22 protein-coding genes and 1 tRNA gene are annotated in these 26,984 nt (G+C 32.6%); 6 read left to right on the top strand and 17 right to left on the bottom strand.

Going from position 1 to position 26,984, the window contains the following annotated elements:
• The first annotated feature begins 4 nt into the window (after positions 1-4).
• The 3 genes from G5V56_RS16755 to G5V56_RS16745 all read left to right on the top strand — a co-directional run bounded on the left by G5V56_RS16755 (position 5) and on the right by G5V56_RS16745 (position 3,533).
• Complete coding sequence (locus G5V56_RS16755; protein ID WP_166967237.1) at positions 5-574, top strand: C40 family peptidase; 570 nt, start codon at positions 5-7, stop codon at positions 572-574.
• 110 nt (positions 575-684) lie between these two features.
• A complete protein-coding gene (locus G5V56_RS16750; RefSeq protein ID WP_166967235.1) occupies positions 685-2,721 on the top strand; it encodes a ComEC/Rec2 family competence protein in 2,037 nt (678 codons plus the stop codon).
• A gap of 92 nt (positions 2,722-2,813) precedes the next feature.
• Complete coding sequence (locus G5V56_RS16745) at positions 2,814-3,533, top strand: hypothetical protein (protein WP_166967233.1); 720 nt, start codon at positions 2,814-2,816, stop codon at positions 3,531-3,533.
• A 37-nt stretch (positions 3,534-3,570) separates the two neighbouring features.
• Here G5V56_RS16745 and G5V56_RS16740 read toward each other — a convergent pair whose 3' ends face one another.
• The 4 genes from G5V56_RS16740 to G5V56_RS16725 all read right to left on the bottom strand — a co-directional run bounded on the left by G5V56_RS16740 (position 3,571) and on the right by G5V56_RS16725 (position 7,644).
• The gene (locus G5V56_RS16740) at positions 3,571-3,756 is read right to left on the bottom strand and encodes a hypothetical protein (protein ID WP_166967231.1); all 186 of its coding nucleotides are present in this window, start codon (positions 3,754-3,756) and stop codon (positions 3,571-3,573) included.
• Positions 3,757-3,849: 93 nt separating this feature from the next.
• Positions 3,850-4,398 carry a thioredoxin family protein gene (locus tag G5V56_RS16735; RefSeq protein ID WP_166967229.1) on the bottom strand — a complete coding sequence of 183 codons (549 nt, stop codon included), beginning with the start codon at positions 4,396-4,398 and terminating at the stop codon, positions 3,850-3,852.
• Positions 4,399-4,485: 87 nt separating this feature from the next.
• The gene (locus G5V56_RS16730; protein WP_206285918.1) at positions 4,486-6,066 is read right to left on the bottom strand and encodes a peptide MFS transporter; all 1,581 of its coding nucleotides are present in this window, start codon (positions 6,064-6,066) and stop codon (positions 4,486-4,488) included.
• 18 nt (positions 6,067-6,084) lie between these two features.
• Positions 6,085-7,644, bottom strand: a complete 1,560-nt coding sequence (locus tag G5V56_RS16725) for a peptide MFS transporter (protein ID WP_166967227.1) — start codon at positions 7,642-7,644, stop codon at positions 6,085-6,087.
• A 272-nt stretch (positions 7,645-7,916) separates the two neighbouring features.
• On the opposite strand from G5V56_RS16725, the gene G5V56_RS16720 reads away from it, so the two are divergent.
• Positions 7,917-9,239, top strand: a complete 1,323-nt coding sequence (locus G5V56_RS16720) for a hydroxymethylglutaryl-CoA reductase, degradative (protein WP_166967225.1) — start codon at positions 7,917-7,919, stop codon at positions 9,237-9,239.
• 2 nt (positions 9,240-9,241) lie between these two features.
• Positions 9,242-10,150: a GYDIA family GHMP kinase gene (locus G5V56_RS16715; protein ID WP_166967223.1), complete on the top strand. Its 909-nt coding sequence runs from the start codon at positions 9,242-9,244 to the stop codon at positions 10,148-10,150.
• A gap of 64 nt (positions 10,151-10,214) precedes the next feature.
• On the opposite strand, the gene G5V56_RS16710 is transcribed toward G5V56_RS16715, so the two are convergent.
• The 7 genes from G5V56_RS16710 to G5V56_RS16680 form a co-directional block, all read right to left on the bottom strand.
• Positions 10,215-12,344 (bottom strand): peptidylprolyl isomerase, encoded by a 2,130-nt coding sequence (locus tag G5V56_RS16710; RefSeq protein ID WP_166967221.1) that lies wholly within the window; start codon positions 12,342-12,344, stop codon positions 10,215-10,217.
• Positions 12,345-12,497: 153 nt separating this feature from the next.
• Positions 12,498-13,787 carry a hemolysin family protein gene (locus G5V56_RS16705; protein WP_166967220.1) on the bottom strand — a complete coding sequence of 430 codons (1,290 nt, stop codon included), beginning with the start codon at positions 13,785-13,787 and terminating at the stop codon, positions 12,498-12,500.
• On the bottom strand, positions 13,788-13,982 hold the full coding sequence (locus G5V56_RS16700; protein ID WP_166967218.1) for a hypothetical protein: 195 nt from the start codon (positions 13,980-13,982) through the stop codon (positions 13,788-13,790).
• Between the two features lie 73 nt (positions 13,983-14,055).
• Positions 14,056-14,610: an LPS export ABC transporter periplasmic protein LptC gene (gene lptC, locus G5V56_RS16695; RefSeq protein ID WP_240911397.1), complete on the bottom strand. Its 555-nt coding sequence runs from the start codon at positions 14,608-14,610 to the stop codon at positions 14,056-14,058.
• Positions 14,611-15,990 carry a tetratricopeptide repeat protein gene (locus tag G5V56_RS16690; protein ID WP_166967216.1) on the bottom strand — a complete coding sequence of 460 codons (1,380 nt, stop codon included), beginning with the start codon at positions 15,988-15,990 and terminating at the stop codon, positions 14,611-14,613. It abuts the gene before it with no gap.
• An 18-nt stretch (positions 15,991-16,008) separates the two neighbouring features.
• Positions 16,009-17,313, bottom strand: a complete 1,305-nt coding sequence (locus G5V56_RS16685) for a hypothetical protein (RefSeq protein ID WP_166967214.1) — start codon at positions 17,311-17,313, stop codon at positions 16,009-16,011.
• The gene (locus tag G5V56_RS16680) at positions 17,310-18,041 is read right to left on the bottom strand and encodes a type III pantothenate kinase (RefSeq protein ID WP_166967212.1); all 732 of its coding nucleotides are present in this window, start codon (positions 18,039-18,041) and stop codon (positions 17,310-17,312) included. The genes G5V56_RS16685 and G5V56_RS16680 overlap by 4 nt, the downstream gene beginning before the upstream one ends.
• 96 nt (positions 18,042-18,137) lie before the next feature.
• Here G5V56_RS16680 and G5V56_RS16675 point away from each other — a divergent pair.
• Positions 18,138-18,210 (top strand) — tRNA-Phe (locus G5V56_RS16675).
• A 67-nt stretch (positions 18,211-18,277) separates the two neighbouring features.
• Here G5V56_RS16675 and G5V56_RS16670 read toward each other — a convergent pair.
• Genes G5V56_RS16670 through G5V56_RS16645 form a run of 6 tightly spaced genes read right to left on the bottom strand, consistent with a single transcriptional unit; the run spans position 18,278 to position 26,855 of the window.
• Positions 18,278-19,102 carry an endonuclease/exonuclease/phosphatase family protein gene (locus tag G5V56_RS16670; protein ID WP_166967210.1) on the bottom strand — a complete coding sequence of 275 codons (825 nt, stop codon included), beginning with the start codon at positions 19,100-19,102 and terminating at the stop codon, positions 18,278-18,280.
• Positions 19,103-19,114: 12 nt separating this feature from the next.
• Entirely contained in the window at positions 19,115-20,950 is a 1,836-nt protein-coding gene (locus G5V56_RS16665) for a family 43 glycosylhydrolase (RefSeq protein ID WP_166967209.1), read from the bottom strand.
• Positions 20,951-20,990: 40 nt separating this feature from the next.
• A complete protein-coding gene (gene bglX / locus G5V56_RS16660) occupies positions 20,991-23,327 on the bottom strand; it encodes a beta-glucosidase BglX (protein ID WP_166967207.1) in 2,337 nt (778 codons plus the stop codon).
• Between the two features lie 2 nt (positions 23,328-23,329).
• Positions 23,330-24,121, bottom strand: coding sequence for a carboxylesterase family protein (locus G5V56_RS16655; RefSeq protein ID WP_166967205.1), 792 nt, complete (start codon positions 24,119-24,121; stop codon positions 23,330-23,332).
• Between the two features lie 11 nt (positions 24,122-24,132).
• The gene (locus tag G5V56_RS16650) at positions 24,133-25,476 is read right to left on the bottom strand and encodes a glucoamylase family protein (RefSeq protein WP_166967203.1); all 1,344 of its coding nucleotides are present in this window, start codon (positions 25,474-25,476) and stop codon (positions 24,133-24,135) included.
• Positions 25,477-25,487: 11 nt separating this feature from the next.
• Positions 25,488-26,855 (bottom strand): glucoamylase family protein, encoded by a 1,368-nt coding sequence (locus tag G5V56_RS16645; protein ID WP_166967201.1) that lies wholly within the window; start codon positions 26,853-26,855, stop codon positions 25,488-25,490.
• Positions 26,856-26,984: the final 129 nt, after the last annotated feature.

Below are 26,984 nucleotides of genomic sequence, written 5' to 3'. Positions count from 1 at the left end.
ATTTATGAAGCAATTCATTATTTGCATTCTTACTATGCTTGCCTTGTCTGCCTGTAAATCTTCTAAACATGCTAAAGCAAGCGATACAAATTCACCAAAAGTAATTATACAAGCTCAAAATCAAAGCAACATAGAATTACCCAACGCTTCAAATAATGAGACTAAGGTAGAGCAGCATTCAAATTCAAATACTAGTGCAACACAAATTGTTGATTATGCGCAACAATTTCAAGGTGTCAAATATAAGTATGGTGGCACCACAAAAAAGGGAATGGATTGTTCTGGATTAGTTTATGAATCTTTTAAAGCATTTAATATTCAACTTCCCAGAATCTCGAGAGATATGGCTAAAGAAGGAGACCGTGTAGATATAAAAGATGTACAAGTTGGTGACCTCCTCTTTTTCAAAACCAACAAAAAGCGTAATACAATTAATCATGTTGGTCTGGTTATAACGGCACTCCTTGGAAATATTGAATTTATTCATTCCACAACCCGTCAAGGTGTCATAATTTCTTCATTAGCTGAACGTTATTGGTATTTTTCGTTTGCAGAAGCTCGTAGATTATTATAAGATATTTGTTATCTTTCATCTGCAAAACTTATTGTTTTAGGGTTAGCATACCACGTGCCCTTACAAACAGTTTGATTTGTTTATCAAATTTGTAAGCGGACATTTAATTTATGAAGCTACTTCATTTTCCCATTATTAAATTAACTATGTGCTTGGTTGTTGGTATCCTTATAGGATATTTCTACCCTATGCATTTTAAATTTACTATTTCTATAATAAGCTTTCTTCTGTTAGCACTCAGCATTTCTTTTGTCATTGCAAAAAAGCAGTTCATTAAAACGGTTTGGTTTGGAATTATTGCATTTATAACTATGGTTTTTATTGGAATAAGTACGGTTTCAATTCACAATCAAAAAAACAATCCTAATCACTACACAAATAACCTTTCTAGTCAAACTGATTCGCTAAAAACCATCACCTTTAGAATTAGAGAAGTTTTAAAACCTGGAACTTATTATAATAAGTATATCGTTGATATTTTAAAAATCGATGACTCTAACACGTCTGGAAAATCTATCTTAAATATTCAAAAAGACAGTATTCAAAACACATTAAAAGTAGATAATGTTTTTATAACTAAATCTATTTTTAAAGAGGTTATCCCTCCATTAAATCCCGGTCAATTCAACTATAAAAACTACTTAGAAAAACACTATATCTATCATCAAATTTTCATAACTAACAACACTCTTTTAAAACTTAAATCTAATCAACAAACGTTATTTGGAATTGCTAATAAGGTAAGAGACTATATTAATCAAAACCTCAAAGCATATTCATTTAAACCAGATGAACTAGCAATAATCAATGCTTTGCTATTAGGACAACGACAAAACATAAGCGAAGATGTTTATACTAACTATACTAATGCTGGCGCTATCCATATTTTAGCTATATCTGGACTCCATATTGGAATTATTTTAATTATTCTAAACGCTGTTTTTAAAACTTTAGAACGATTGCGGTATGGACTCTTTATAAAAACGATACTTGTTATTAGTATTTTATGGAGTTTTGCTATTATCGCTGGTCTTTCAGCATCAGTTACCAGAGCAGTCACTATGTTTAGCATTGTTACTATTGGGATGCACTTAAAAAGACCAACCAATATTTACAATACGTTGGCAATCTCTATGCTTATTATACTTCTGTTTAAACCTTTATTTTTGTTTGATGTAGGTTTTCAGCTAAGTTATTTGGCTGTATTTGCTATTGTAAGTATTGATCCTTTTTTATATAAACTTTGGCGACCAAAATATTGGCTAACTAGAACCTATTGGCACACATTTACCATTACGTTGTCTGCTCAATTTGGAATAATCCCTATTAGTTTATACTATTTTCATCAGTTTCCTGGATTGTTCTTTCTGTCAAATTTAATCATCATACCCGTTTTAGGTTTTATTTTAGGTCTTGGAATTCTCGTTATTATTTTAGCAGTTTTACATAGTCTACCAACATTTTTAGCAACTTTTTTTGGAAGCGTTATAGATTTAATGAATAGCATTATTGCTTGGATTGCTCATAAAGAAGAATTTATATTTAAAAATATCTCTTTTAGTTTTTTATATGTAATTCTGGCTTATATCCTCATTATCACATTAGTTAGATTTCTATTTGAAAAGAACTACAGAAGACTCGTCGCTCTATGCGTTAGCGTTATACTGTTTCAAATAGCATTCATTTATACAACTTTAAATAGTCCTGAAAATCAATTTTTGGTATTCCACAAAAGCAGGTTTAGTCTGTTAGGACAGGTTCATAAAAACACGATTATTGTTGCTAATAACTTAGATAGTATTACACGTTTAAACACAAGCATTGTTGCAGATTACGTGGTTAAAAACCACATTAAAAACATCCAAAAAGACACACTACATTCAGTTTACATTTTAGGAAAAAAGAAGCTTCTAATCGTTGATAGTTTAAATGTTTATAATACAAAATCATTTAAACCTGATTATATTCTCCTTAAAGACTCGCCAAAAATTAATTTAAAACGTTTGATAGACTCTATACATCCATCATACATTATTGCTGATGGTAGTAATTACAAATCGTATATTGAACGATGGAAATCCACCTGTCTTAAAACCAAAATCCCTTTTCATCCAACAAGTGAAAAGGGCGCCTTTATTAAATATTAAAAGTGTTTTAATTTAATTTTATGTAAATTTGATTGAGCAACAAATGAATAAATATTTTCTTTAGTTTAACAAAATAACATAGATTAAATAAAATGAGAGTGAAAATTTTACTGATATTATTAATTATCTTCTCTAAATTTAGTTATAGTCAAGAAGGATCGACTTCAAATACAGAAAGTTATATATTGACAAAAAAAGGAGAAAAAATTCGTATTTTTCCAAATGAAAGGATAACTTATAACAGGTTTAAAATAGACTATTATTCATTTAAAAATTCAAAGAAAAAACTTAAGTCAATAAACCCAAAAGAGATAGTTAAGATTGTGGATGAAAATACACTTTATTTGCCTTGTGAAACTGAAAGTGGAAAGCATAGAATTTACAGAGTAATAGCAAAAAACAGAAATTACATTTTAGGTGATTATGATGTTGAATATACAACTTCTTCTGCGCTAGATATTAATAAAAGTTATAGTTACGGCAATACATGGTATGTTATTTTAGATAAAAAAAATAATATTGTTGAGCGCGGCGAATTATATGGCAAAGTATTTAAATTAAAGGACATAAGAGAAAATCATGTTAGAGAACATAATCAAGAGAGTGTAAATACTATTATCAAATATTTTGGTAATTGCATAGATAAGGACAGCTTGTTTGTAAGTTTTAAAGTTGATTCTTTTAGAGATTTTTTGAATAATAAAGAACCTACGGCAGAAAAAGAAGAGGAATGGATTAAATTGACCAAAGGACGAATTCCCATGTATTGGGAGTTATTCCTTCCAGATGTCAATCAATTAGAATGCAAATAAACCATGACTTAATTAGAACAAAAATTCCACAATCAATTCACAACATAGCCCTTAATTCTTGCTGTTTAAATTGAGGAACAAAAGCGACGTGATAGGCATAATCATCTTTACTTTTCATTTGCTTATAATTATCCTTCCAAAAAAGTTTTAAAAATAATTCGATTTTTTGAGGTGTTTTATAACCTATAATAGAGGTTTTCAAATTGCCATTTTCATCAGACAAGTGAAAAGGGCAGTTTTATTATTGATTATTGAATTAGGTTTGACTTGGATTTATGCTGTATGCTGTTGCAATCGAAGTGCCTCAACCTGACAACTATTCTTTAAATTCAGGTTTAAATTCGGCTCTATATAAGGCATATTTTTCTTGTGTATCCAAGGTCTTATATTCATCATTCTTAAACATCTTTAAAAACAACTCTAGTTGCGTTGGTTTTTGATATCCACGTATAGGGGCAATAACATCTCCATTTTCGTCAAAAAACACAATAGTTGGATACGCGCTAATTTGAAGATAACTCGCTAATTGATGCGCAGAATTACGCTTGTTGGCTAGTTCTGGATTGTAATTAGGGTTTGCAAATGTTTGACCTTTGTAGTTGATGGTTTCATTACCTTCTCCATTAAACTTAACCGCGTAATAATTTTTGTTCACATAATTAACGACGTCTATATTATGAAAGGTATTTTTATCAAGCATTTTACAAGGCCCACACCAATTGGTATGCACATCCATCATAATTTTTTTTGGAGTTTTCTTTTGAAGCGCTAAAGCTTCATCAAAACTTACCCAATTAATTTCTTGAGCAATACTTGTAACTGATGTTAAAACAGTTAAAACTAATATAAGTGATATTTTTTTCATGACATATTTGTTGCAAAACTGATGCCGAACTTACAAAAAATGCTCCAAGATTGGAGCATTTTGAGTATTTTTTAACTTATTTTTCGATTAACGGACACCGTGCATTAATTTATTCATGATTGGAGTTAAGGCTATTACAATTAGTCCTGCCACTATCGGAACAATTGTAAAAATTAAAAAGAATGTAGTCAAATCATATGCTGCTGTAATCTTATCAATCAATCCGCCCATTGTTCCTGCTGCTTTATTACCAAGTCCTACAGCAATATACCAAAGTCCAAACATCAGACCAATTTTAGTCGCTGGCACTAATTTACTAACATAAGACAGTCCTACTGGAGACAATGATAATTCTCCTAAAGTATGCAATAAATAAGCGAGTATTAACCAAACAATACTAACTGAAGCAGTTTGAGCTCCTTGGGGAATTCCAGTTGACCCATAAGCTAATACCGCAAAACCAAACCCTAATAAGATTAATCCTATTCCAAATTTTACAGTTGCAGGAGGATTATATTTACTTTCCCATATTTTAGAAATTAACGGTGCAAAAGCGATAATATAAAATGAATTTAAAATTGAAAACCATGAAGCTGGAACTTCTGTTTTAACTTCGGCAAATTGATTTTTAAGCATCCAAATTACAATGGCCCAAATAATAACAAAACTAGTTCCTAAAAATATATTAGATAGCGCATATTTGCTAAATGTAATTAAAAATAATTGCCAAAGTACGTAAGTTATTATGAGTAACGGCACAACCGTTAGTAAGGTGTTAGCTACTCTAAAAATATTAGCGGAGTTTCCTTCTAATAATCTGTTAGTATAGTCGTTTGCGAAAATCGTCATGGATCCACCTGCTTGTTCAAAAGCCGCCCAGAAAAAAATAGTAAAAAATGCTAAAATAGCAACAACAATATAGCGATCTCGTTGTATTTTATGTGGAACTTCTATTTCCTTCTCTTCATTCTTATTACCCTGATTTTCAATAGCATCATCAAATTCTATTGTTTTTGAAGGAGATAATCCTATTCTTCCAAAAATACCTTGTGCAAACCAAAATTGTAACATCCCCAAAAACATGAAGACACCTGCTAAACCAAAACCATAATGCCAGCCAACAGTTTCACCAATATAACCGCAAAGTAAAATACCTAAAAAGGCACCTGCATTTACGCCCATATAAAAGATAGTAAAGGCACCATCTTTTTTATCTTGGGCATTTTTATAAACTCCGTTAATAATTGAAGTAATATTTGGCTTAAACAAACCATTACCCGCAACTAGAAAGCCTATCCCTAAATACAAACTCCAAGGTGTATCTAAAGCCATAGACGCATGTCCGAGTGTCATTATAAATGCACCAATGGCTACAGCTCTTCTATAACCCAAAAATTTATCTGCTAAAAATCCTCCTAAAATAGGTGAAAAATAAACGAGCATGGTATAGGTTCCATAAAGTCCTAAGGCATCCTCTCTGGACCAAGCCCATCCACCATCAATCAATGCAGACGTTAAAAATAGCACTAAAATGGCCCGCATTCCATAATAAGAAAAACGTTCCCACATTTCTGTAAAAAACAAAATAAACAATCCTGATGGATGCCCCATTAGTAATTTATTGTTCATTTCTGAACCTTCAAACCTGTATTTTATAGTACTACTCATTTATTTAAAATATTATAATTAATTTTCTGCTAATTCGAAGCCTTCATTTTCACCATGCATTTCATGCTCATCATCTTCAGCACCATGGGTTAAACGCTTTAATGGTTTTAAAATAGAAATTACAAGTAAGCCAAATGCTACAGTAAAAATTGTAATTCCTGCAAAAATAGCATAATCTCCAAAAACTGCTGATTTTTCACCTAAAATTCCAGCAACTTTTCCTCCGAGACCTGTCGCTGCAAAATAAACACCCATCATTAATGATGCGTATTTTACGGGAGCTAATTTTGTAATAAATGATAATGAAACTGGCGATGAACTCAACTCTCCAATAGTGTGAAAGAAATAGGCCAACACTAACCAAATCATAGCAGATTTTCCATGGGCATCATAATCTCTAACAGCAAAAATCATAAACACAAATCCAAGTCCCATAATTATAGTACCAACAGCCATTTTAAAAAGTGATGATGCTTCTTTTCCTTTTAATTTTCGTTTTGCCCAAATATTGGCAACCCACACTGCAAATAATAGAATAAACCCAGCATTCAAACCTTGAAACATTGGTGTTGGAATTAAGTATCCAAATAACATTCTATCTGTTTTTGTTTCGGTATAAATACTCATTAACCCTCCAGCTTGTTCGAAGGCACCCCAAAATACAATAACTATAAAAAAGGAAAGTAACAAAACTAAAAAACGGTCTTTTTGAACCTGACTTTCTAAGCTTTTATAAATCATCATTAACATCCCGACTACGAATGACAAAAAGATAAATAATGCCCCATATCCCCAATGGTCAACACCGTCAAACGTAAAACCTGCATAAATAGACAATCCCAACAATATTATAAAAACACCTAATTGAAAAGGAGAGCTAAATAGTTTATAAAAAATCTTAACTAACGAAACATCTTCCTCTTTTTCTTGTAGCGTTGGTTTATTACCAACATGAACAATATATTTTTGTCCATATAAATAAACTAAAAGACCAAAAAGCATAGCAACCCCAGCCATTCCAAATCCAGCATGCCATCCCCATTCTGCAACCACTAAACCTATCAATGAGGTTGCTAACAATGAACCTAAGTTAATACCAATATAAAATATGCTAAATCCTTTATCTCGTCGTATATCTCCTTTTCTATACAAGCCTCCAACCATGGTAGAAATATTTGGTTTTAAGCAACCAACACCAAGTATTATTAATATTAATCCTGTAAAAAAAGCCCAAGGCGCATCAATAGCTAAAGTACCATGTCCTGCAACCAAAATTAAGGCTCCAAGTAATACTGTTTTTTTTTGCCCTAACATTTTATCAGCTATAATACCACCTGGAATTGATATGACATATACTAACATCACATACCAACCGTACAATTGCAATGCTTCTACTTTCGTCCATCCTAAACCTGGTCCATTTTCATCTGATGCCTTAGCTATCATATAAATAACGAGTATTGCACGCATTCCATAATACGAAAAGCGCTCCCACATTTCTGTGAAAAATAAAATGTATAATCCAATAGGATGACCCCAAAGTTCTTTTTGGTGTGGTTTTAATGCGGTGCTTGTCATAAGTTAAATTTAGGTTATACGCTGATTTATAATCTAGTATGGAATTTCAATCGAGACTAATTATATTTTTTTAATTTTTAAAAAGACATTATAGTAATCTTTCAAATTTCAATATTTCATTGCCGTTTTAATAAAACTTTCCAAGTTTACTAAAAAAACCGCAAAAAACACTAATTATTAACAGTTAAATATATTTTGTTTTTAACATAAAACCCCATTTGATTTATTTAAAAACAACTTATAGTATCTTTGTTTTTTAAAATGACCATTTAATGAGTGAATCAATATCAGGTTTTTCCAAACTTTCTAAATCAAAAAAAATAGATTGGATTGTCAATACCTATTTTTCTAATGCCGACGAAGCTAAACGTATTTTAGAACAATACTGGCATATTGATGAAAAAATTCAACAACTACATGATGAGTTTATTGAAAATACAATTTCAAATTATTATTTACCATTAGGAGTTGCTCCAAATTTTTTAATCAACGGAAAACTATATACCATTCCCATGGCCATTGAGGAAAGTTCTGTGGTGGCGGCAGCTAGTAAATCAGCTAAATTTTGGTTAGATAGAGGCGGATTTAAAACCAAGGTTATTTCAACAACAAAAATAGGTCAGGTACACTTTATGTATCATGGCAACAAAAAAACGTTGGAATCCTTTTTTAGCTATTTAAAACCACTGCTTTTTAAAGATGCGAAGCCCATTACTAAAAACATGGAACAGCGTGGCGGCGGCATTTTAGATATTGAATTAAGAGATAAAACCAATGACATTAAAGGTTATTATCAATTGCATGCTTCTTTTGAAACCCTTAATGCTATGGGGGCTAATTTTATAAACTCGTGCTTAGAGCAATTTGCCAAAACTTTTAAAAGTGAAGCCTTGATTTTTGATGCGTTTTCTGAAGAAGAAAAGGACATTCAGATAGTGATGAGTATCTTATCTAACTATGTACCGGATTGTCTAGTCCGGGCCGAAGTAAGTTGTAAGGTTGAAGATTTAAATGAAGACAACACAATTTCGGCTGAAGAGTTCGCCTCAAAATTTATACAAGCTGTCAATATCGCTGAAGTAGAACCTTATCGTGCCGTCACCCATAATAAAGGTATTATGAATGGCATTGATGCTGTTGTTTTAGCTACTGGGAACGATTTTAGAGCAGTTGAAGCTGGCATCCATGCTTATGCCTCACAGAACGGGACATACAGCAGCTTAACCCATGCTAAGATTGAAAATGGCATCTTTACGTTCTGGATGGAAATTCCATTGGCTCTTGGCACTGTTGGTGGACTTACTGGTTTACATCCTTTAGTTAAATTAGCTTTGGAGTTACTTTATAATCCATCTGCAAAAGAACTCATGCAAATTGTTGCTGTTGCTGGATTAGCTCAAAATTTTGCTGCGATACGGTCGCTTACAACTACAGGTATTCAAAAAGGTCATATGAAAATGCATCTCATGAATATTCTTAATCAGTTTGGTGCCAATGATCATGAAAAGTCAGCCATTATAGACTATTTTAAAACCCATACAGTTAGCCATAGTGCAGTTGTAGAGGCATTAAAAAACTTAAGAGCCAACAAATAAACGTGGAAAAATATTATAGTAACGGTAAATTATTACTTTCAGGTGAATACGTGGTTCTTGATGGCGCCATATCACTCGCTGTTCCCACAAAATTTGGACAGTGGTTACATGTAGAATTGATTAGTGAACCAAAGTTTATTTGGACAAGTTTTGATAATCGTGGATTAGTCTGGTTTGAAAATGAATTTGAATTAGATAAAATAGATTCATCACAAATTTCTAGTAATGATGAAACCTCTAAAAGACTTATTCAAATATTACGTGCTGCCAAACAACTTAATCCTGATTTTCTAAATTCAAATTCTGGCTACAAGATTACAACCCGTTTAGATTTTGAAAAAAACTGGGGATTAGGCACATCATCCACATTAATAAATAACATTGCTTCATGGGCACATATAAATGCCTTCACCCTACTAAATAAAACATTTGGTGGTAGTGGTTATGATATTGCTTGCGCTCAACATAACCAACCTATAAGTTATCAATTAATTGAAGACAAACCTCTTGTTAAATTGATTGATTTTAATCCGTCTTTCAAAGAACACATATACTATATATATCTTAATAAAAAGCAAAATAGTCGGGATGGTATCGCGATGTACAAATCAAACCAAGGACAATCTAAGAGCTTAATTTCAGAAATAAGCGACATCACATCAAACATGATTAGTTGTAAATCGTTAACCACATTTAACGAACTTATAGAGCGTCACGAAGTAATTATTTCAAAAACAATTAAACAAAAACCCATTAAAGAATTGTTATTTAGTGATTTCAAAGGCTCTATAAAAAGTTTAGGAGCTTGGGGAGGAGACTTTATTATGGTTACATCAAAAGAGCATCCTAAGCCCTATTTTGAAGCTAAAGGCTATCATACAATAATTCCCTACAAAGAGATGATTTTATAAAAAATAAACTAATAAAAAAGCCTCGTTTTTACGAGGCCTTTTTTATAATATACTAGATTTCTCTTTACTCAATTTTTGTTTTAACTCTATTATCCTCTATATCAGCCGCTTCTTTTAAAGCATTATAAAGTTTCGAGTTAACTACACTCATTTTCTTCTTTTCTACTTGATTAGCAAATGCTTGATAGTTATCTAATTTTACAGCTGGTGTTACTTTTTCAACTTGGATCATATAAACTCCATTATTGCCATCAATTAATTTTGATGTTTCACCTTCTTTCAAACCAAAAGCAGCTCCAACAACCATAGGCTCTCTTCCTGCTCCCGAAATGGTAGGGTTCATCATATTAATTGCAGAGGCAGTTCTAACCGTAGTCTTTTCAGCTGCAGCCAAATCATCTAAAGTTTTTGCAGTAACTCTATCTCTAATAAGTTGAATTTTCTTTTCTTTTCGAATAGCAGGCATCGCTGTTATAGTTGCTTCTTCAACACTCATTAAACCTTCTTTATGTTTTGCAGCTAATTGAACAATAGCATATCCTGAAGGAATATCGAAACGTTTGATGTCTCCTACTTCAGATTCTTCATCAAATGCCCATCTTACAATAGGTCTTTGATTTCCAATTCCTGGTATATTCTCATCTAACACTTTAATACCATTAACTGGACGAACAGTGTATTTATTTTCTTTTGCTAATTCTTGAAAATCTTTCTTTTCTAACGAAATCTCAAAATTAGAAGCATCTCTAAATACTTTGTCTATAGTAGCTTGTGAAGGCTCTATCTTTCTTGCTATAGTCGCAACCTGCACTGCTTTTTCTTTATCTTTTTGACCTTCAATCTCGATAACGTGATAACCAAAAATTGTTTTAACCACACCTATATCTCCTACCTTTCCTTCAAATTCAAAATCATTAAACTCAGGAACCATAGAATTGTATGGATGCCAATCATATCGACCTCCATTATCTACGCTTCCTTGATCTGATGAAAATTCTTTTACCAAGTCAGGGAATTTTGATTTATTTGATTTCACGACTGCTAAGATACTATCGGCTAATTGTTTTGCTTCTGCATCTGTTCTAGTAACATCTTGCGCAGCAGCTCTTGCTCCAACAAATGGAATTAGGATGTGTCTTACTTTTGCTGAATCTGGAACTTGTTTTACCGCTACTAACTTAGAAATTTTAAAATATCCATTGTCTTTGTATGGTCCATAAACCTCACCAACGCTTAAGTTAAAAATACTATCAGAAACCGCTTTAGGAATTGAAGATTTAAACAGAAAACGACTATCAAATTTTATATCTGAATTTGAATTAACAAAGTCTTCGTTATTTTTTGTTTTTAAGAATCCAGTTATGGTATCTGTTGCTTTAGTGGTCTCGTTATAAACCTCTTGATCTTTTAAAAGATTTGTTAAAGATGCTTTAATGTCGTTCTCATCTTCAACAGTAGCTGTTTCTTTAAACTCTACATAATTGATATCTCTTGAAGCATCAACTTGATATTGTTTTTTATGTTTATCAATATAACTTGAAATATCTGATTTGGTTACAGTAATTGTACTATCTGCAATTGATGAGAATGGAATTTGAACAAATTTAATATCAACTTTATTTCCTTCTAACTGATGCTCGAATTTACCTTCTTCAAGTGTGCCGGTTAATCCTGCTTTAACTAAATTAAAATAATTTTGTTGTAAGGCATTTTCGGCTAATGATTCTTCATAATTAATCCAATCTTGATACGCTTGAGGCGATGTTTCTTTTAAGTTTATAATGTATTCATTTAACTTATTCTCATCAAACAAACCAGCTTCATTTAAAAACTGAGGGGTTGTAGCTAATGCTTTTTTCAATAAGTCTCGCATTTGATCCTTCTCTACAGAAATTCCAAGTTCATCAAATTGAGTTTGCAACACCGCTTGTCTAACTTCTTGATCCCAAACTCTATTCATTATTTGAGTATTGGTTGCGCTAGCACCCGCTTGTTTTTGTGCCACTTCCACCTTTTCTAAAAAAGCTGTTCTAGTAATTTCCTTACCATTAACTGTTCCTACCGTGTTTTGGTCTTTAGCCGAAAGTGAATTTCCGTTTTTAATTAAACCGCCTAAAACAAAAGAGAATAGTGCAAGAGCTATAATTATTATTAGAAAAAGAGAACGCTGTCTTATTTTATTTAAAATTGCCATTTGTAAGTTAAATTATTATAAAACCTTTTTACGGGTCATTATCTTGTTAAGTTTGTTATTTTTTATAGTATCAAAAATATTGTGCGCGAAAATACCATTTTCTATTTAATAATAAAAGTAGAAAGATGCTTTAATTACATTAACTAGGCTAATTTAATCTTCTTTTAAAAGCTTTAGTTCTACCATATCAATTTTAGTGTTTGAAACTTCTAAAATTGTGAACTGAAACATATCAATAACAACCACATCATTTTGCATAGGAATCTCCTCTGTATGATTTACAATTAGCCCTCCCAATGTTTCATAATTTTCTCCTTCAGGCAAATTAATTTTATAGGTTTCATTAATATAATCGACTTCTAAACGAGCTGAAAACTTAAAATTATCGTTATCTAATCGTTCCTCAATTAAATCAATGGTATCGTGTTCATCTTCTATTTCGCCAAATAATTCTTCTACAATGTCTTCAACTGTCATAATACCAGACGTTCCGCCGTATTCATCTAAAACAACAGCAATACTTTTACGCTTTTTAATGAGCACATTTAGTACGTCTTTAATTAAAACCGTTTCAGGTACAAATTCAACAGGAAGAATAATAGATTTTATATCCTTAGGTTTTTTAAATAACTCAAAGGAGTGAACATATCCTAAAATATCATCAATGGTGTCATTATAAACTATAATTTTAGTACAACCAGACTCTGTAAACAAGGCGTTTAACGTTTTAATAGAATTATTGAGTTCTACAGCTATAATTTCTGTTCTAGGAACCATCACTTCTCGAGCTTTTACCTCGGAAAATTCTAATGCATTTTGAAAAATTTGAATTTCTGAATCAACATTCTCATGAGCTTCTACAGATTCCATTTGCTCACTAATATAATTACCCAATTCAACTTTGGTAAATGCTAATTGTATTTGATCTCCTTCAGTTTTAAAAAATTGTCTTAATATCATATCTGAAATCCAAATAACAAAATCTGCTATAAATGTAAAAATCAAATAAAAAAAGTATGCTGGAATAGCCAATACTTTTAATAACGTGTTTGAATAAACTTGAAAAAATACTTTAGGCAGAAATTCAGCCGTAATTAAAATAATAAGTGTTGATATAATAGTTTGGGTTAACAAGCTTAAATCTGTAAGCAAATAGGTTACAAACGTTGAATTGACTGGCAACAAAGATTGAAACCATTGCACTAACACATCACCCATAAAAAACCCATAAATAACCAATGCTATATTATTACCAATAAGCATCGTGGCAATATATTTTGAAGGTTTTGCTGTAAGCTTGGTTAGCACTTTAGCTAAAAACCCTTCTTGCTTTTTTTCTATTTCGATATGTATTTTGTTTGAAGATACATAGGCAATCTCCATGCCTGAGAAAAAAGCAGATAGAATTAATGAAACAATTATGATAATAACATAAAAACTCATTTATTTTGAATTATCTTTATTTTCATACTTCTTTCTGAATTTTCGTCTGAAAAAAAACATAAAAACAGCTAACGCAGCAAACAATAAAGAGACATAAGCAATATCACCTTGTGTAATATATTTGTTAAAAACATCATACAAAAATAAGGCTGCAAAAGTTAAATACGCGTATTGAAAAAACTTAGCAAGCTTCATAGAAAATTTTTAAATCTAAAATTAAATACAAAGATACTTAAAAAAGTTGTGAGGTTATTTTATTGTTTACGTATTATTCTTTAAGCGTTATAACACCATCTATTTCCAACACTTCAGCATTTGTAAACTTGGTATCAGAATCAAAGCCATTACCGTTTATTAAATCTGTTCCTGTTCTAAAAGTTACTGGTTTATTCGTAAACAACCATTCTTTGTTTTGGTCATAATATAATTGTTCTGCAAATAAGGTATCCTTAGTATGTGTTGCAATAACAACGTGTCCTTGTAAATCTACAAGCCCAGTCGCATCATAAATAATAGCATAATCAGCTAATACTTTACTTTTATTATTGTCATCATCGTAAATATCTAAATCAATACCATCAGGAAATTCTTTAAATGAAAATTCTCTATTAGAATAATCCAGCATTTTAGGACTTAACAGATTCGCTTTCATTATACCAGAATCGGTATATTTAAAATTGATATTCTCTGAAACTCCAAAAGGCTCATTTTCAGAAATACCAATTTTCTGAATGTCATTTAAATTGTTTTTACATGAAAAAAACATGGTCACAGCAAATGCTGTGACCATAAATAGTTTGTTATGTGTTTTTATACTTGGCATTTAAATTTTAGGCACTGTAACAGAAGCCCCAATCCAACAACCAATTTTAATTACTTGTCCGCCATTATTTTCACTAAATATATCTGATTTAGTTGGTGCTTTTGCTAAATAATTTTCTGCTGTTTGCGAAGCTGCCTTTCTTAAAGTTGGATCTTGGCTTGCTGCTTTTCTTGCTTCATCTGCAGCTAACCAGAAAACAGCTCTTTTATTAAAGTTAGTATCACCACAACTATTGGCGCTAGCTGCATACATAGCTGCTATTGACAAATGAGGATGACCATCTGAAGGGTTTAATCTAAGCGCTTCTCTAAAGAAACTTCTAGCTCTTCCATAGTTACCTTTAGCTTTTAACTTTAAACCTATTCTATTATTAAGTTTTGCTTTTTTAAAGTTATCTGTTTCTAATTTAATGGCTTCTTCATAAAAAGCGATAGCTTCGTTTGATTTGCCTTCTTTATCTTTTAAGATTCCTAAGTAATATGCTGAACTCGCAGACGGACTTAACGCATGGTATGCATTTACTAATTTAAAGAACAATGGATCATCTGTACAATCTTTTTCAGACATTTTTCCTGCCGCTCTTTGTAACCAAACTGCATTTGCTTTATTTTCTTCAAATCCTTTTTGGTACAGTGGTATTAAATTTTCACAGTTCGCTCTATCTCCTAATTTTTGGTCAATACTTCCAGAAATTTGATCATAAGCATTTAAGTAACTTTCGTAATATTTTTTATATCTTTCTTCTTTACTTGTAAGCGCAGTTCCTGCTTCTTCTTTGGCAAGAAGTTCATTAAGCTTTTCAGAATAATTTTTTACTTCTACTTCAACTTTCTCAACAACGTCATCATATTTATTAAATAAATCTGCAGCTGGTTTTTGCTTAGCATCATACAAATCAACCATTAAAGAGAAATAGGTATATAAACTTTTTGGACTTGTAAACGTTTCTTTATCTAGATTATAAGCGGCATCAAAACAAGCATACAAGTCTGAATCAGATTTCCCTAAAAGCTCTCTATTATCGTACATTAACTGACAAGCTTGAGCAGCATACTCTCCTTTTGGCGTTTTGCTTGGAAAATTTTCCTCACGCTCTTTCCACTCTTTTATCAAATCTTCAATAAATGCAATTTTTTCAGCTCCAGAAGAGTTTTCAATTTTATACTCTAAAATTTTCTCTCCGTCAATATAGATGGCATTATTAAATTTTGGACATTTTTTTCTAACATCCATCCATGGCTGATATGCAGCATCAAAGTTTTTCGCTTTTACATATTCATGGAATATGGATAGCTTCGTCATACATTCTTCATCTTGCTGGGCAAAAGACACCATGCCAACAAAAAATAATGTTAGTAATAAAGTAATTTTCGTTTTCATAATAAAAAATTTACGTTGTTAGTCATATTTTCGTTTTTGGAACCATCTATCGTTCAAAGATAAACTTAATTGGAAATTAATGAAATTCTCTTGGATTAAATTACTACTAGTTGTTCCACGTTTTCCAATTTCTACGCCTAAATTTGCATTTGAGAATATATCCCCTACAGGTAATCCTAATCCAAAAGACATGCCAAACTCTTTAATTGACTCATTATTTATGATTAAACCTGTTTTTTCAAAGTGCAAACCTGCCCTGTAAACCACTCGTTTAAAGTAACTTGTAAACGAATTATATTGTGGAATATAAAATCCTCCCAACGAAATAGTGCTAGCGTCTTCGTAATTTGTTGTAGTGCTACTATAAAGCGGATTAAAAAATTTACTGGTTTGTTGAGCCGTATATTCTGAACCAACAAACCATTTTCTTGGTTTTCCTATACCCACTCCTATTGAAAATTTGGAGGGTAAGGTTAAATCTGTTTGCTGCAATCCAACTGCATTGAGATCAGTTTCTACAGTATTTAACACAAATTCTTGCCCTGAAGCACCTGTTGTTATTGTTGAAAATGAGCGTGTGTTATTTGAAGTTAAATTACTTTTTGGAGTATACGTAATTCCTGTAACAAACTCATATTTATCCTTTAACAGTTTTTTGTATGTTAATCCAAAATTCACATTTAAACCACTTAAATCTGACCTATTATTCTCTCTTGAATTGTATAACAGAGGTACACCTTCTGAATCATAAATATATTCAACGGTACTATTTGTAATGTTTCCAAAATTATAACTTGCATCAACACCAATACTTAAATCTTTAGTAAGCATATACCCCATACCTAAATAGACCTTGTTAAGACCTCCTTGACCACGAAATCTGTTTAAAAGATCTCCATCACTATTAACACTTTCCAATTTGTAACCTACAGAAGTATAAGGCATTAACCCAAAACCAAAACCAAATTTGCCCATAGGTATTGAAAGTGCAATATAATCAAATGATGTTGACGTAGCTTTGTCGCTACTTGAGCTACTTTTAAGATTTAAACTTGAATGGCTTCCTCCTACCGTAAATTTTACAGGCCTGCTTTCCCCTCCAAATGAGCTAAGATTTGGAGTTGCGTACGATGCTGGATTTCTTAAATTTACATGAATACTATCTGTGTAAATACTTAATCCTCCCATACTTCTATTTTCAACTGTGCCTTTAAATTTAAGACTTCCAATACCGTAAAAAGAATAAGGTGAAGCTGTACCTTGTTGAGCGTAACTTTGAATTGCGAAAAAAGCAATAAAAACTATTACAAGTTTTTTTATCATTCGTTTGAATTAATTTGTATAATATAATTTAATCCCTCTAAAAGGAAATTAGAGTTGGCAAATATGCTACTTTTTAATTGTTTAGACAAGAAATTAGCGTCCCCGCCTGTTAAAATAACTGTTAAATCTTTATATTTTTCTTTATATTGACAAATAACTCCGTCTATTTCGTTAAGAATACCAAAAATAACTCCAGAATGTATAGAGTTATTTGTAGAGTTGCCAACAATACTTTTTGGAATTTCTGACTCTAACATTGGTAAATTTGCTGTAAAACTATGCAGTGACTGATACCGCATCCTCATACCTGGCGAAATTGCTCCTCCCAAATAGTTGTTATTACTTGTAACAAAATCATAGGTAATGCATGTACCCGCATCAATAACAAGAACGTTACTTTTTGGAAATTGTTGAATAGCAGCACACACTAAAGCTATTCTATCTAGCCCTAGTGTTTTAGGTGTTTCGTAACAATTTATAAATGGTAACTTGGTTTCTGAATCTAAATGAACTAAATCAAAAGACTTCTTAATATAATCGACATCCGCTGTTTTTAGTTTACCAACAGATGAAATAATCGCTTTTTTGATTGATTTATATTCTTTTTTCAATAAATCAATATGTTTTAAAATAAACTTAAGCTCAATACTTTTTTTGCAAACTATATTATCTCCCTCAAAGACAGCAAGTTTCACAAAAGTATTTCCAACATCAATTATTAAATTCATTACATTATTGAAAGTTGTAAATTTACAAAACCATTTTTTATAATTTTCTTTTGGCGGATAATAAAAATGAATATATATTTGCATCCGCTTTAGTGAGGTACCTTAGCTCAGTTGGTAGAGCAAAGGACTGAAAATCCTTGTGTCCCTGGTTCGATTCCTGGAGGTACCACAAAAAAATCCCGAAACTTTAATGTTTACGGGATTTTTTGTTTTTAAGAATATTACTAAAACGTAGCCTATATTTTCAACTCTACATAAACAGGTAAATGATCTGATGGATATTTACAATCCTTATTATCACTTAGAATACCGTATTTATCAACCTCTATTTTAGGACTAACAAAAATAAAATCGATTCGTCTGGTAACAGGTTCGTTAAAATTAAAACCATTGAATGTTCCTGTTGGACCAAATACAACTTTAGAAATTTCTTGAGAGTCTTTTAAATATGTTTTAATGTACTGAATACTTTCATGAGATTCTTCCATATTAAAATCACCCATAAGAACTACGGGAAGGTTATTTGTATTGATTTCCTTTATTTTTTTAATAATTAAAAGCGCACTATTTTTCCGTGCCTCTAAACCAACATGATCAAAATGGGTATTAAATACCAAAAGCCTCTCATTCGTTTTTTTATTTTGTAGTAAGGCATATGTACAAACTCTGTTACATACCGCATCCCAACCCATAGAGACTTGTTCTGGTGTGTCGGACAACCAAAATGTTGATGATTTTAAAACTTTAAAGGTTTCGTGATTATAAAAAATAGCCGAATACTCGCCTTTATCCTTGCCATCATCTCTTCCAACACCAACAAAATTATAATCGGTTAATAAGCTATCCATATCTTTCATTTGATTAGGAAGCGCTTCTTGAACACCCAAAATATCTGGATTATAGAATTTTAATTGATTGATAAAAAATGGTTTTCTGTTGATCCAGCTATTCTCCCCTTCCTTTGGATAATCCAGTTTAATATTATACGTCATAACTGAGACGTCTTGAGCTTTTATATTCATCAAGAAAAAGAAACAAATTACTGTTAAGAAAGACTTCATTTTAAATTGGTTTTATTCAACAAAAATAATATTACTTTTTTCTGAAATACCATTTTCATTAAAGGATTCTACTTGCATATAGTATGATTGATTGTTGTTTAATGCTCTCAATTCATAATTTGGATTGTCATACATTAATACCGATAAGTTTAATTTATCTTTTGCAATACCCCAATACACTACATATCCAGTGGCATTTTCATCTTTATCCCATGCTAAATCAGCATTGCGTTTGTCTGCTTGTCTTGTGATTTTTAAATTGAATGGTTTGTGTGGAACATCTCCATACCCGTTTCCGAATACTCTAAATTCTGAAATTGATAAATAATTATTAGTACAATACACATGATTGTACCGAATATACCTAGCATCTACAGCGTCTTTTAACTCTACATAAGCATGAGGCATATCTTTTTTGTTTTCAGAATAATCTACAATGGTGTTCCATGATTTTCCATCTAAAGAAGATTGAATCACAAACTGTTGCCTTAAATTATCTGGTCTACCAAAAATGTCACTATTAAAATCTTGAAAGTTTATTTGAATAGCTTTTACATTCATTTTACGTTCTAAATCAATTTCAACATAAATAGAATCGTTATTAGACTGTGACACCCAATACGAGCGAATTTCCTCATCATTAATTTTAGAAATATCAAACTCTTTAATTTGTTTTTGCATGAAGCCAGATTCGCTTTCATCTACCACATTAATATCTTTTTTTACTAATGGAGAATTTGTTTTTACCGGCTTGTTATAAGATAGTAACATCCAGCCTGTAAATCGTTCTTTATGTTCGTCAACTTTGGTGTCTGGTAAATAATGTGGATAATCGCCATAGGCCGTATTAACATACATTTGTCCGTTGTCTTCAAATCCTGCTGGGTACATACCAATACGACGTTCAAATTTATAATTTACAGATATCGCCATCGTTGAATAATGCCAATATTTTCCGTTATTATCTTTAACCGTGCTGCCATGTCCAGCCCCTTTTAAAAATCCGCCGGGTTTATAAGAAATAGGGTTGTAAGGCGCATATTCAAAAGGCCCTAACGGACTTTTACTCGTATAAACACCATCAGCATATACATTCCATTGCGTGCCAGGTGCTCCATACTCCAAATAATAAATACTATCGTGTTTCACCATCCACGGACCTTCAATGTAAGGCGCTAAATCAGACCTATGATTTTGACCAAAACGCTCCCAACCATGTGCATCTGGGTGAAGCGTAAACAAATCTTTTTCATCTCCTTTCGGAATATAATAATTATCAGCATCTAATTCTACCACGCGAATTGGCCACAAATTTGAAGACTCCTCATATAAATATACTTTACCATCGTCATCTACAAATAAATCGGGATCTTGAATGCCACCGGGAATATCTAAAACTGCGTAATTGGTTTTCCAATCTCCTAGTTCGGGATTATCAGTTTCAATAACAGCACCGCTTCCGGAAGGGTCACCATAGACTAATATTTTTCCATCTTTAACCACTGCAGCAGGTGCATTACACCCATTAAAATACCAGCTTTGAGGTTTTATAAAAGTCCAATTACTCATATCATCAGACATCCAATAGCCATGAGAACGTGTAACAAACATAAAATATTTTCCTTTAAAATTCACCACAGCAGGGTCTGCACCAGATCGATAAGACACCTTGTTTTTGGCTCTGTAATGTGACATATAAGAATAATCTATATCGATGGGATTACAATAGGTTTTAAACGATTTTTTGGTCTCTGAAAGCGTTGCAATTTGCGCTTCGTTATTTTTCTTTTCTTTATTACAAGAAAAGAAAAACAATACGGTTATTAAGCAAGTAAATACGTATTTCATGATTTATAGTTTTTTGAGGGCATCCTTCAGAATTCCAATATCACTTAACTAACTCAAAGGTATCTTTTAGTGTTGCATTAGAATTTGTTCCAACAAACACCTCAAACTCTCCAGGTTCCGCAACAAAATCTAGATTAGAATTATAAAATTTTAAATCTTCAACAGATAATTGAAACGTAATGGTTTTAGTATCTCCATTTTTAATGTCAACTTTCTGAAATCCTTTAAGCTCTTTTACAGGCCTTGTTACAGAACCTACAAGGTCTCTTATGTATAGTTGAACAACTTCTTTTCCGTCGTAATTACCAGAATTAGTGACATTGACAGAAACTTCAATAGAACTATTTGGATTGAGTTGATTTGAACTCAATTTCAAGTTGTTATAAGTAAAATCCGTATAGCTTAATCCATAACCAAACGGGTACAATGGTTCATTACGAACATCAATATAATTTGATTTGAATTTTTCGAATTTACCGTCATTATTTCCCAAAGGGCGTCCTGTATTTTTATGATTGTAATAAATAGGCACTTGCCCTACATTTCGCGGAAAGGTAGCTGTCAATTTTCCTGAAGGGTTTACATCTCCAAAAAGCACATCAGAAATTGCTAACCCTGCTTCACTACCCGAAAACCAAACATTTAATATTGCTGGAACCTTTTCATTTTCTTCAGTAATGGCCAAAGGTCTTCCAGTGAATAAAACTAAAACCACCGGTTTTCCTGTTTTTAAAAGTGCATTTAATAAATCTTTTTGAAGTTGTGGAATTTGAAGATTAGTCACGCTACTGCATTCGCCACTCATTTCCGCAGTTTCACCAATAGCTGCGACAATAACATCAGATTTTGAAGCGACTGATAAGGCTTCATCTAACAATTGTTTATCTGTTCTGCCATCACGCGGAATATCTTTACCAAACATCGTCACCCGTTTTTCGTATTCCAAATCATAATCGACGTTACTTCCTTTGGCGTATAACACCTTTACATCTTCACCGGCTACTGTTTTTAACCCTTCCAATAAAGGGATCGATAGATTTTGTTTGGTAGCCACACTCCATGTTCCAGCCATATTTACGGCGGTGTTTGCCAAGGGGCCTATAACTCCAATGGTTCCTGATTTTTTTAACGGCAAAAGATTGTTTTCATTTTTAAGAAGCACCATCGATTCAGTAGCTACTTTTCTAGCAAACGTTCTGTTTTCAGGGGTAAACACCTCTGTTTTAGATCTATTCAGGTCGCAATATTTATAAGGATCATCAAATAAACCTAATCGGTATTTCGCCGTTAACATGCGTTTTACAGCAGTATCAAGGTCACTCATAGATATTTTCCCTTCTTCAAGAGATTGTTTCAAGGTTTTAACAAAAGCAGCAGGAATTGCTGGTGAATCGCCTGCCATATCCATGTCTACGCCCGCTTTTAAAGCTAACTCAGCAACTTGGTATTTATCTCCCATACCATGAGGTATCATTTCATAAAGTCCTGTGTAATCCGTCACAACAAATCCATTAAAACCCCAATCATCTCTTAGCAAGTCGGTTAGCAACCATTTATTACCTGTTGCTGGAATACCATCAATCTCGTTAAATGATGCCATCACAGAACCCACGCCTGCATCGACAGCGGCTTTGTAGGGTGGTAAATACTCGTTGTACATGCGTATTCTACTCATGTCAACCGTATTATAATCTCTACCTGCTTCAGGAGCGCCATATAGCGCAAAATGTTTTACGCATGCCAACATGGTGTTGTTCTTGGTTAGATCGTCACCTTGATACCCCTCTACCATGGCTTTAGCTATTTCGCTTCCTAAAAAAGGATCTTCTCCCGAACCTTCGGAAACGCGACCCCAACGAGGATCTCTAGATATATCTACCATTGGTGAAAACGTCCAGTTAATACCATCGGCTGTGGCTTCTTTTGCAGCCATCTGTGCGGTTTGTTTTATAAGTTTCATATCCCACGAGCTTGATAAGCCCAATGGAATTGGAAATGTTGTTTGGTAGCCATGAATCACATCCATACCAAAGAGTAAAGGGATTTTCAATCGGCTTTTTTCAATAGCTATTTTTTGTACTTCTTTAATCTTCTCTGCCGATTTAATATTGAATAAGCCACCTACTAATCCTTCTTCTATTTTTTTTGCGATATCAGAGCTTTGTGCTTGCCCAGTTGTAATATCTCCAGAAACAGGAAGATTAAGTTGCCCAATTTTTTCATCAACCGTCATTAAACTCAATATCGAATCTACTTTTTCTTCAAAAGGATTATCACTTGAAAGCGTATCTGATTTCTTTTGATTTGAATTACATGCTACAATTAGTAATACTGTAATGCTTAAAAAAGCATATTTAATGTTAAATAATTTACTCATCTCTATTTTTTTGATTTTGAAAAAAGCCATGGTAATAACTCCGGTTCGGCAAAGGCAGAATCCCAGCTATTGTGATTGTCATGCTCGAAATAGGTTAACCTAACGTCTGCGCCTCTTTTTTGAAGTGCTGTCACCATCCTTAAAGCGAAATACGGAATTACAACATCATCCTTTCCGCCTTGAAAAACCCAAAGTGCTACTTTATCAGCATATTTTTTTGTTGCTTTTGGATGGCCTCCGCCACAAATGGGAAAGGCTGCCGCAAACATATCGGGTCTTCGTTTTAATATCTCAAATGTGCCCATGCCCCCCATTGAAAGTCCGCCAACGTAAACCTGATCTTTTTTAACGTAAGGATTATTGATAAAATCATCCATAAAATCAATGACAAGTTTCATCGATTTTGTTGGCTTTCCCATACGTTTATATTTGAATTTTTCAATTCCTTTTTTTGAATAATCTCGTTTTACATTCGCCCAATAATCTTCTTTAGGACATTGCGGAAAGACAACTATAGCTGGAAACGAATCTCTAACAGCTTCATTAGCAAATAATGATTTCCCATGAATTAGCTGTGATTTATTATCATTACCTCGTTCTCCCGCTCCGTGAAGAAATAACACTACTGGATATTGTTTATTTTCAGAAAAATCTTTTGGTAATAATATCCTGTATTTTAATGTATCCCCATTATTAACAACTATTTTTTTTAAATAAGCATCTTCATCTTGTGCTCTTAAAACACTCGAAAAGCCAACAAAAACTAATAGCATTAATACTATTTTATTTTTCATTTTTAAACCTATTAATAATTAAACCCTAATATATTTAATCCGTTTTTAACATCCTCATTTTGCATAAATAAATTCCATAACAATCCAGTTCTGTAGTTCTCGATCATAATAATTTCAGGTCCCTGATCAATTGCCAAATAGGCTTCGGCAACCCAATAATTAAATTGTGGACTAAAGGCATCATAAAAGCCTGCAACTCCTAATAATTTGTCCTTTTTTTGATAGAGAAAATGCATAACATCTAAAGATTCTGAAGGCGTGTAAGCAATAGAACTTATAGCCGCTGTAGGAGAAATTACGCCTAAATCGTTTGAAGGACTATGTGCTGAATAGCCTATTGATCCATCTGAATTTCGTGAATAACTCGCTGTTAAACCCCAGCAATCGGCACCATAATCAGTATAGTTTTTAGGATTTGAAATACAATATAGACGGTTAATTTTTGTGTGATTTACAACAAGGTTCCAATAATTAGCATATTGATCTGATAAGTTTTTAGGATTCAATCCTAAAAACGAATACTGACTAAAAAACAAAGGTCCACCAAAATCTGAACCTCCAGCATGATTTAAAACCAAAGGAATTCCGTATTGAGAGCTAGATGAAACAATAGTGCCGTTATTTGCCCAACCTTCTTCGTAAACTGGTTTCGTTATGGCATAATCAGGTGATGCTGCCGCTAACACATACGCAATCAGTGTTTCGTTATATCCGCTTAGCTTCATGTTTATGTCAAATCCGTAATTTGGGCTCCAGTGCCAGTACAAGGCATTTTGATTTTGCGTATACCAATTCCATTCGATACCTTTCCATAGGGCGTCAGCAAGATTTGAAAGTGCTTTTTCATCAGTTGAACCGTTTTTAAAATATTCTTTTACACATATTAATCCTTGAGCTAAGAAAGCCGTTTCAACTAAATCGCCTCCATTATCTTTTGTGCTAAACGGAATGACATTCCCATTGCCTCCATCCATCCAATGCGGCCACGCCCCATGAAATCGATCAGCATTTTCAAGAAATGATAAAATTTTGTTTAATCTGGCTGTTCCCTCAGCTTTAGTCACATAGCCTCGTTCAATACCTACTAATATAGCCATTAAACCAAAACCCGTTCCACCTGTAGTAACTACATTTTGATTTAATGTTGGATCGTTAGGATGATACCGTTCTTTGGCTGCTCCTGAACTTGAATTCGCAAAATCCCAAAAATATTTGAATGTTTCCTTTTGAGTTAAATCCATTATCTCTGTATCTGTTAGCGTAACTTTTTCAGGTTCATTAGATACTGGATCAGTATCTGAACCACATGAAAAAAAAGTTATTACTAGAAATATGGCTACATAAAATTTAAACATGAATTGCTATTTTAATTTTGAGAATCAATCGTAAATCCTAATTTATTTAACCCATTAAGGACATCCTTATTTTTCATAAATAAATTCCACAATAAACCCGTTCTATAATTTTCAATCATGACAGGAATAGGCCCTTGGTCTATCGCTAAATATCTTGGTAAAAACCAATGATCTTGTATGCTAAATGCATCGTAAGGCCCGTATTTACCAATAAGTGAATCATGGTTTTTATAGAGATTTTCAAGCATTTTCATACTTTCTTTCGGGGTATATGGAAATGATGAAAGCGCAGCTGTTGGTGAAATAACACCAAGATCATTGCCTGGTCTGTGACCCGCATACCCTTTTATGGAATAACTTGAAGTTAAACCCCAAAGACTATCGCCATAACCTTTAAAATGTTTAGGATTATCTATAGCGTATTTATAATGAATTTTTGCTTGATTCTGGGTTAATTTCCAATAGTCTGCATATTGATCTTTTAAACCTTTAGGATTTAATCCTAAATACGAATAATGTGCCCAGAATAAAGGCCCTACGGGAGCATCATCTCCTTCGTAGTAATCTAAAACAAGAGCCTCTCCATATAAAGAATCCTTAGAAACAATGGCTCCGTTTCTTGCCCACCCTTTTTCATAAACCGCTTTTGAAATTGGATGTGTTGGGGATGCTGCTGCCAAAACGTACATAATTAAACACTCGTTATACCCACCAACTTTAAAGTTCATGTCCCAATTATATTCGGGAGACCAATGCCAATACAATACATTTTCACCTTTTGTATACCAATCCCATTCTACGCCTTTCCAAAGCTTATCTATTTTAGAAACGAGTTCTTGTTCTTTTTCAGTATCACCATCTTTAAAATATTCAGAGACCGTTAGAAGTCCTTGAACCAAAAATGCGGTTTCAACTAAATCGCCACCATTGTCTTTTTTGCTAAAAGGAACAACCTTGCCGGTTTCACCATTTATCCAATGAGGCCAAGCACCGTGAAATCTGTCTGCCTTTTCTAAAAAATCAACTATTTTTAGATATCTATCGAGAGCTTCATCTCGTGGAATAAATCCTCTTTCAACACCAACTAAAATCGCCATTAACCCAAAGCCACTTCCACCAGTTGTTATTGTGTTTTTAGGAGAGGTTGGATAGACATTATCCATATGCACACGTTCTCTTGCCATCCCAGAATTAGGTTCTGCTCCTTCCCAAAAATAGTTGATGGTTTGTTTTTGAATGGTATCTAATAAGGAGTTTTCAATATTAACATCTGAATGATTTTTTATTTTTGAAATAGCCTTATTTTTCTTGCTATTACAATTAAATAATAAGATTATGATGCAAAAAAAAGAAATTATTTTTACTTTAAAAAAAGTCATTTAAAAAGGGTTTTTAGAAATTTAGCTGCATTCGAAATGCAGCTAAATTCAAATAAAAAAACACTAACTCAAACAAACATATTAACTAAAACTTTAAAAATTATTAAGTTTTTAAAGTTTTAGTTTTTT

This window comes from Yeosuana marina, assembly GCF_011762485.1.
In the GTDB taxonomy this organism is placed as follows: Bacteria; Bacteroidota; Bacteroidia; order Flavobacteriales; family Flavobacteriaceae; genus Yeosuana; species Yeosuana marina.
Note: the sequence above shows the minus strand (reverse complement) of the source record. Positions and strands in the feature narration are given on the sequence as shown.

Excerpts from the sequence above, each read along its gene's own strand:
- G5V56_RS16755 (WP_166967237.1), top strand. The coding sequence starts at position 5 with ATGAAGCAATTCATTATTTGCATTCTTACTATGCTTGCCTTGTCTGCC.
- G5V56_RS16750 (WP_166967235.1), top strand. The coding sequence starts at position 685 with ATGAAGCTACTTCATTTTCCCATTATTAAATTAACTATGTGCTTGGTT.
- G5V56_RS16745 (WP_166967233.1), top strand. The coding sequence starts at position 2,814 with ATGAGAGTGAAAATTTTACTGATATTATTAATTATCTTCTCTAAATTT.
- G5V56_RS16735 (WP_166967229.1), bottom strand. The coding sequence starts at position 4,398 with ATGAAAAAAATATCACTTATATTAGTTTTAACTGTTTTAACATCAGTT.
- G5V56_RS16730 (WP_206285918.1), bottom strand. The coding sequence starts at position 6,066 with ATGAGTAGTACTATAAAATACAGGTTTGAAGGTTCAGAAATGAACAAT.
- G5V56_RS16725 (WP_166967227.1), bottom strand. The coding sequence starts at position 7,644 with ATGACAAGCACCGCATTAAAACCACACCAAAAAGAACTTTGGGGTCAT.
- G5V56_RS16720 (WP_166967225.1), top strand. The coding sequence starts at position 7,917 with ATGAGTGAATCAATATCAGGTTTTTCCAAACTTTCTAAATCAAAAAAA.
- G5V56_RS16710 (WP_166967221.1), bottom strand. The coding sequence starts at position 12,344 with ATGGCAATTTTAAATAAAATAAGACAGCGTTCTCTTTTTCTAATAATA.
- G5V56_RS16705 (WP_166967220.1), bottom strand. The coding sequence starts at position 13,787 with ATGAGTTTTTATGTTATTATCATAATTGTTTCATTAATTCTATCTGCT.
- G5V56_RS16700 (WP_166967218.1), bottom strand. The coding sequence starts at position 13,982 with ATGAAGCTTGCTAAGTTTTTTCAATACGCGTATTTAACTTTTGCAGCC.
- lptC (WP_240911397.1), bottom strand. The coding sequence starts at position 14,610 with ATGCCAAGTATAAAAACACATAACAAACTATTTATGGTCACAGCATTT.
- G5V56_RS16690 (WP_166967216.1), bottom strand. The coding sequence starts at position 15,990 with ATGAAAACGAAAATTACTTTATTACTAACATTATTTTTTGTTGGCATG.
- G5V56_RS16685 (WP_166967214.1), bottom strand. The coding sequence starts at position 17,313 with ATGATAAAAAAACTTGTAATAGTTTTTATTGCTTTTTTCGCAATTCAA.
- G5V56_RS16680 (WP_166967212.1), bottom strand. The coding sequence starts at position 18,041 with ATGAATTTAATAATTGATGTTGGAAATACTTTTGTGAAACTTGCTGTC.
- G5V56_RS16670 (WP_166967210.1), bottom strand. The coding sequence starts at position 19,102 with ATGAAGTCTTTCTTAACAGTAATTTGTTTCTTTTTCTTGATGAATATA.
- G5V56_RS16665 (WP_166967209.1), bottom strand. The coding sequence starts at position 20,950 with ATGAAATACGTATTTACTTGCTTAATAACCGTATTGTTTTTCTTTTCT.
- bglX (WP_166967207.1), bottom strand. The coding sequence starts at position 23,327 with ATGAGTAAATTATTTAACATTAAATATGCTTTTTTAAGCATTACAGTA.
- G5V56_RS16655 (WP_166967205.1), bottom strand. The coding sequence starts at position 24,121 with ATGAAAAATAAAATAGTATTAATGCTATTAGTTTTTGTTGGCTTTTCG.
- G5V56_RS16650 (WP_166967203.1), bottom strand. The coding sequence starts at position 25,476 with ATGTTTAAATTTTATGTAGCCATATTTCTAGTAATAACTTTTTTTTCA.
- G5V56_RS16645 (WP_166967201.1), bottom strand. The coding sequence starts at position 26,855 with ATGACTTTTTTTAAAGTAAAAATAATTTCTTTTTTTTGCATCATAATC.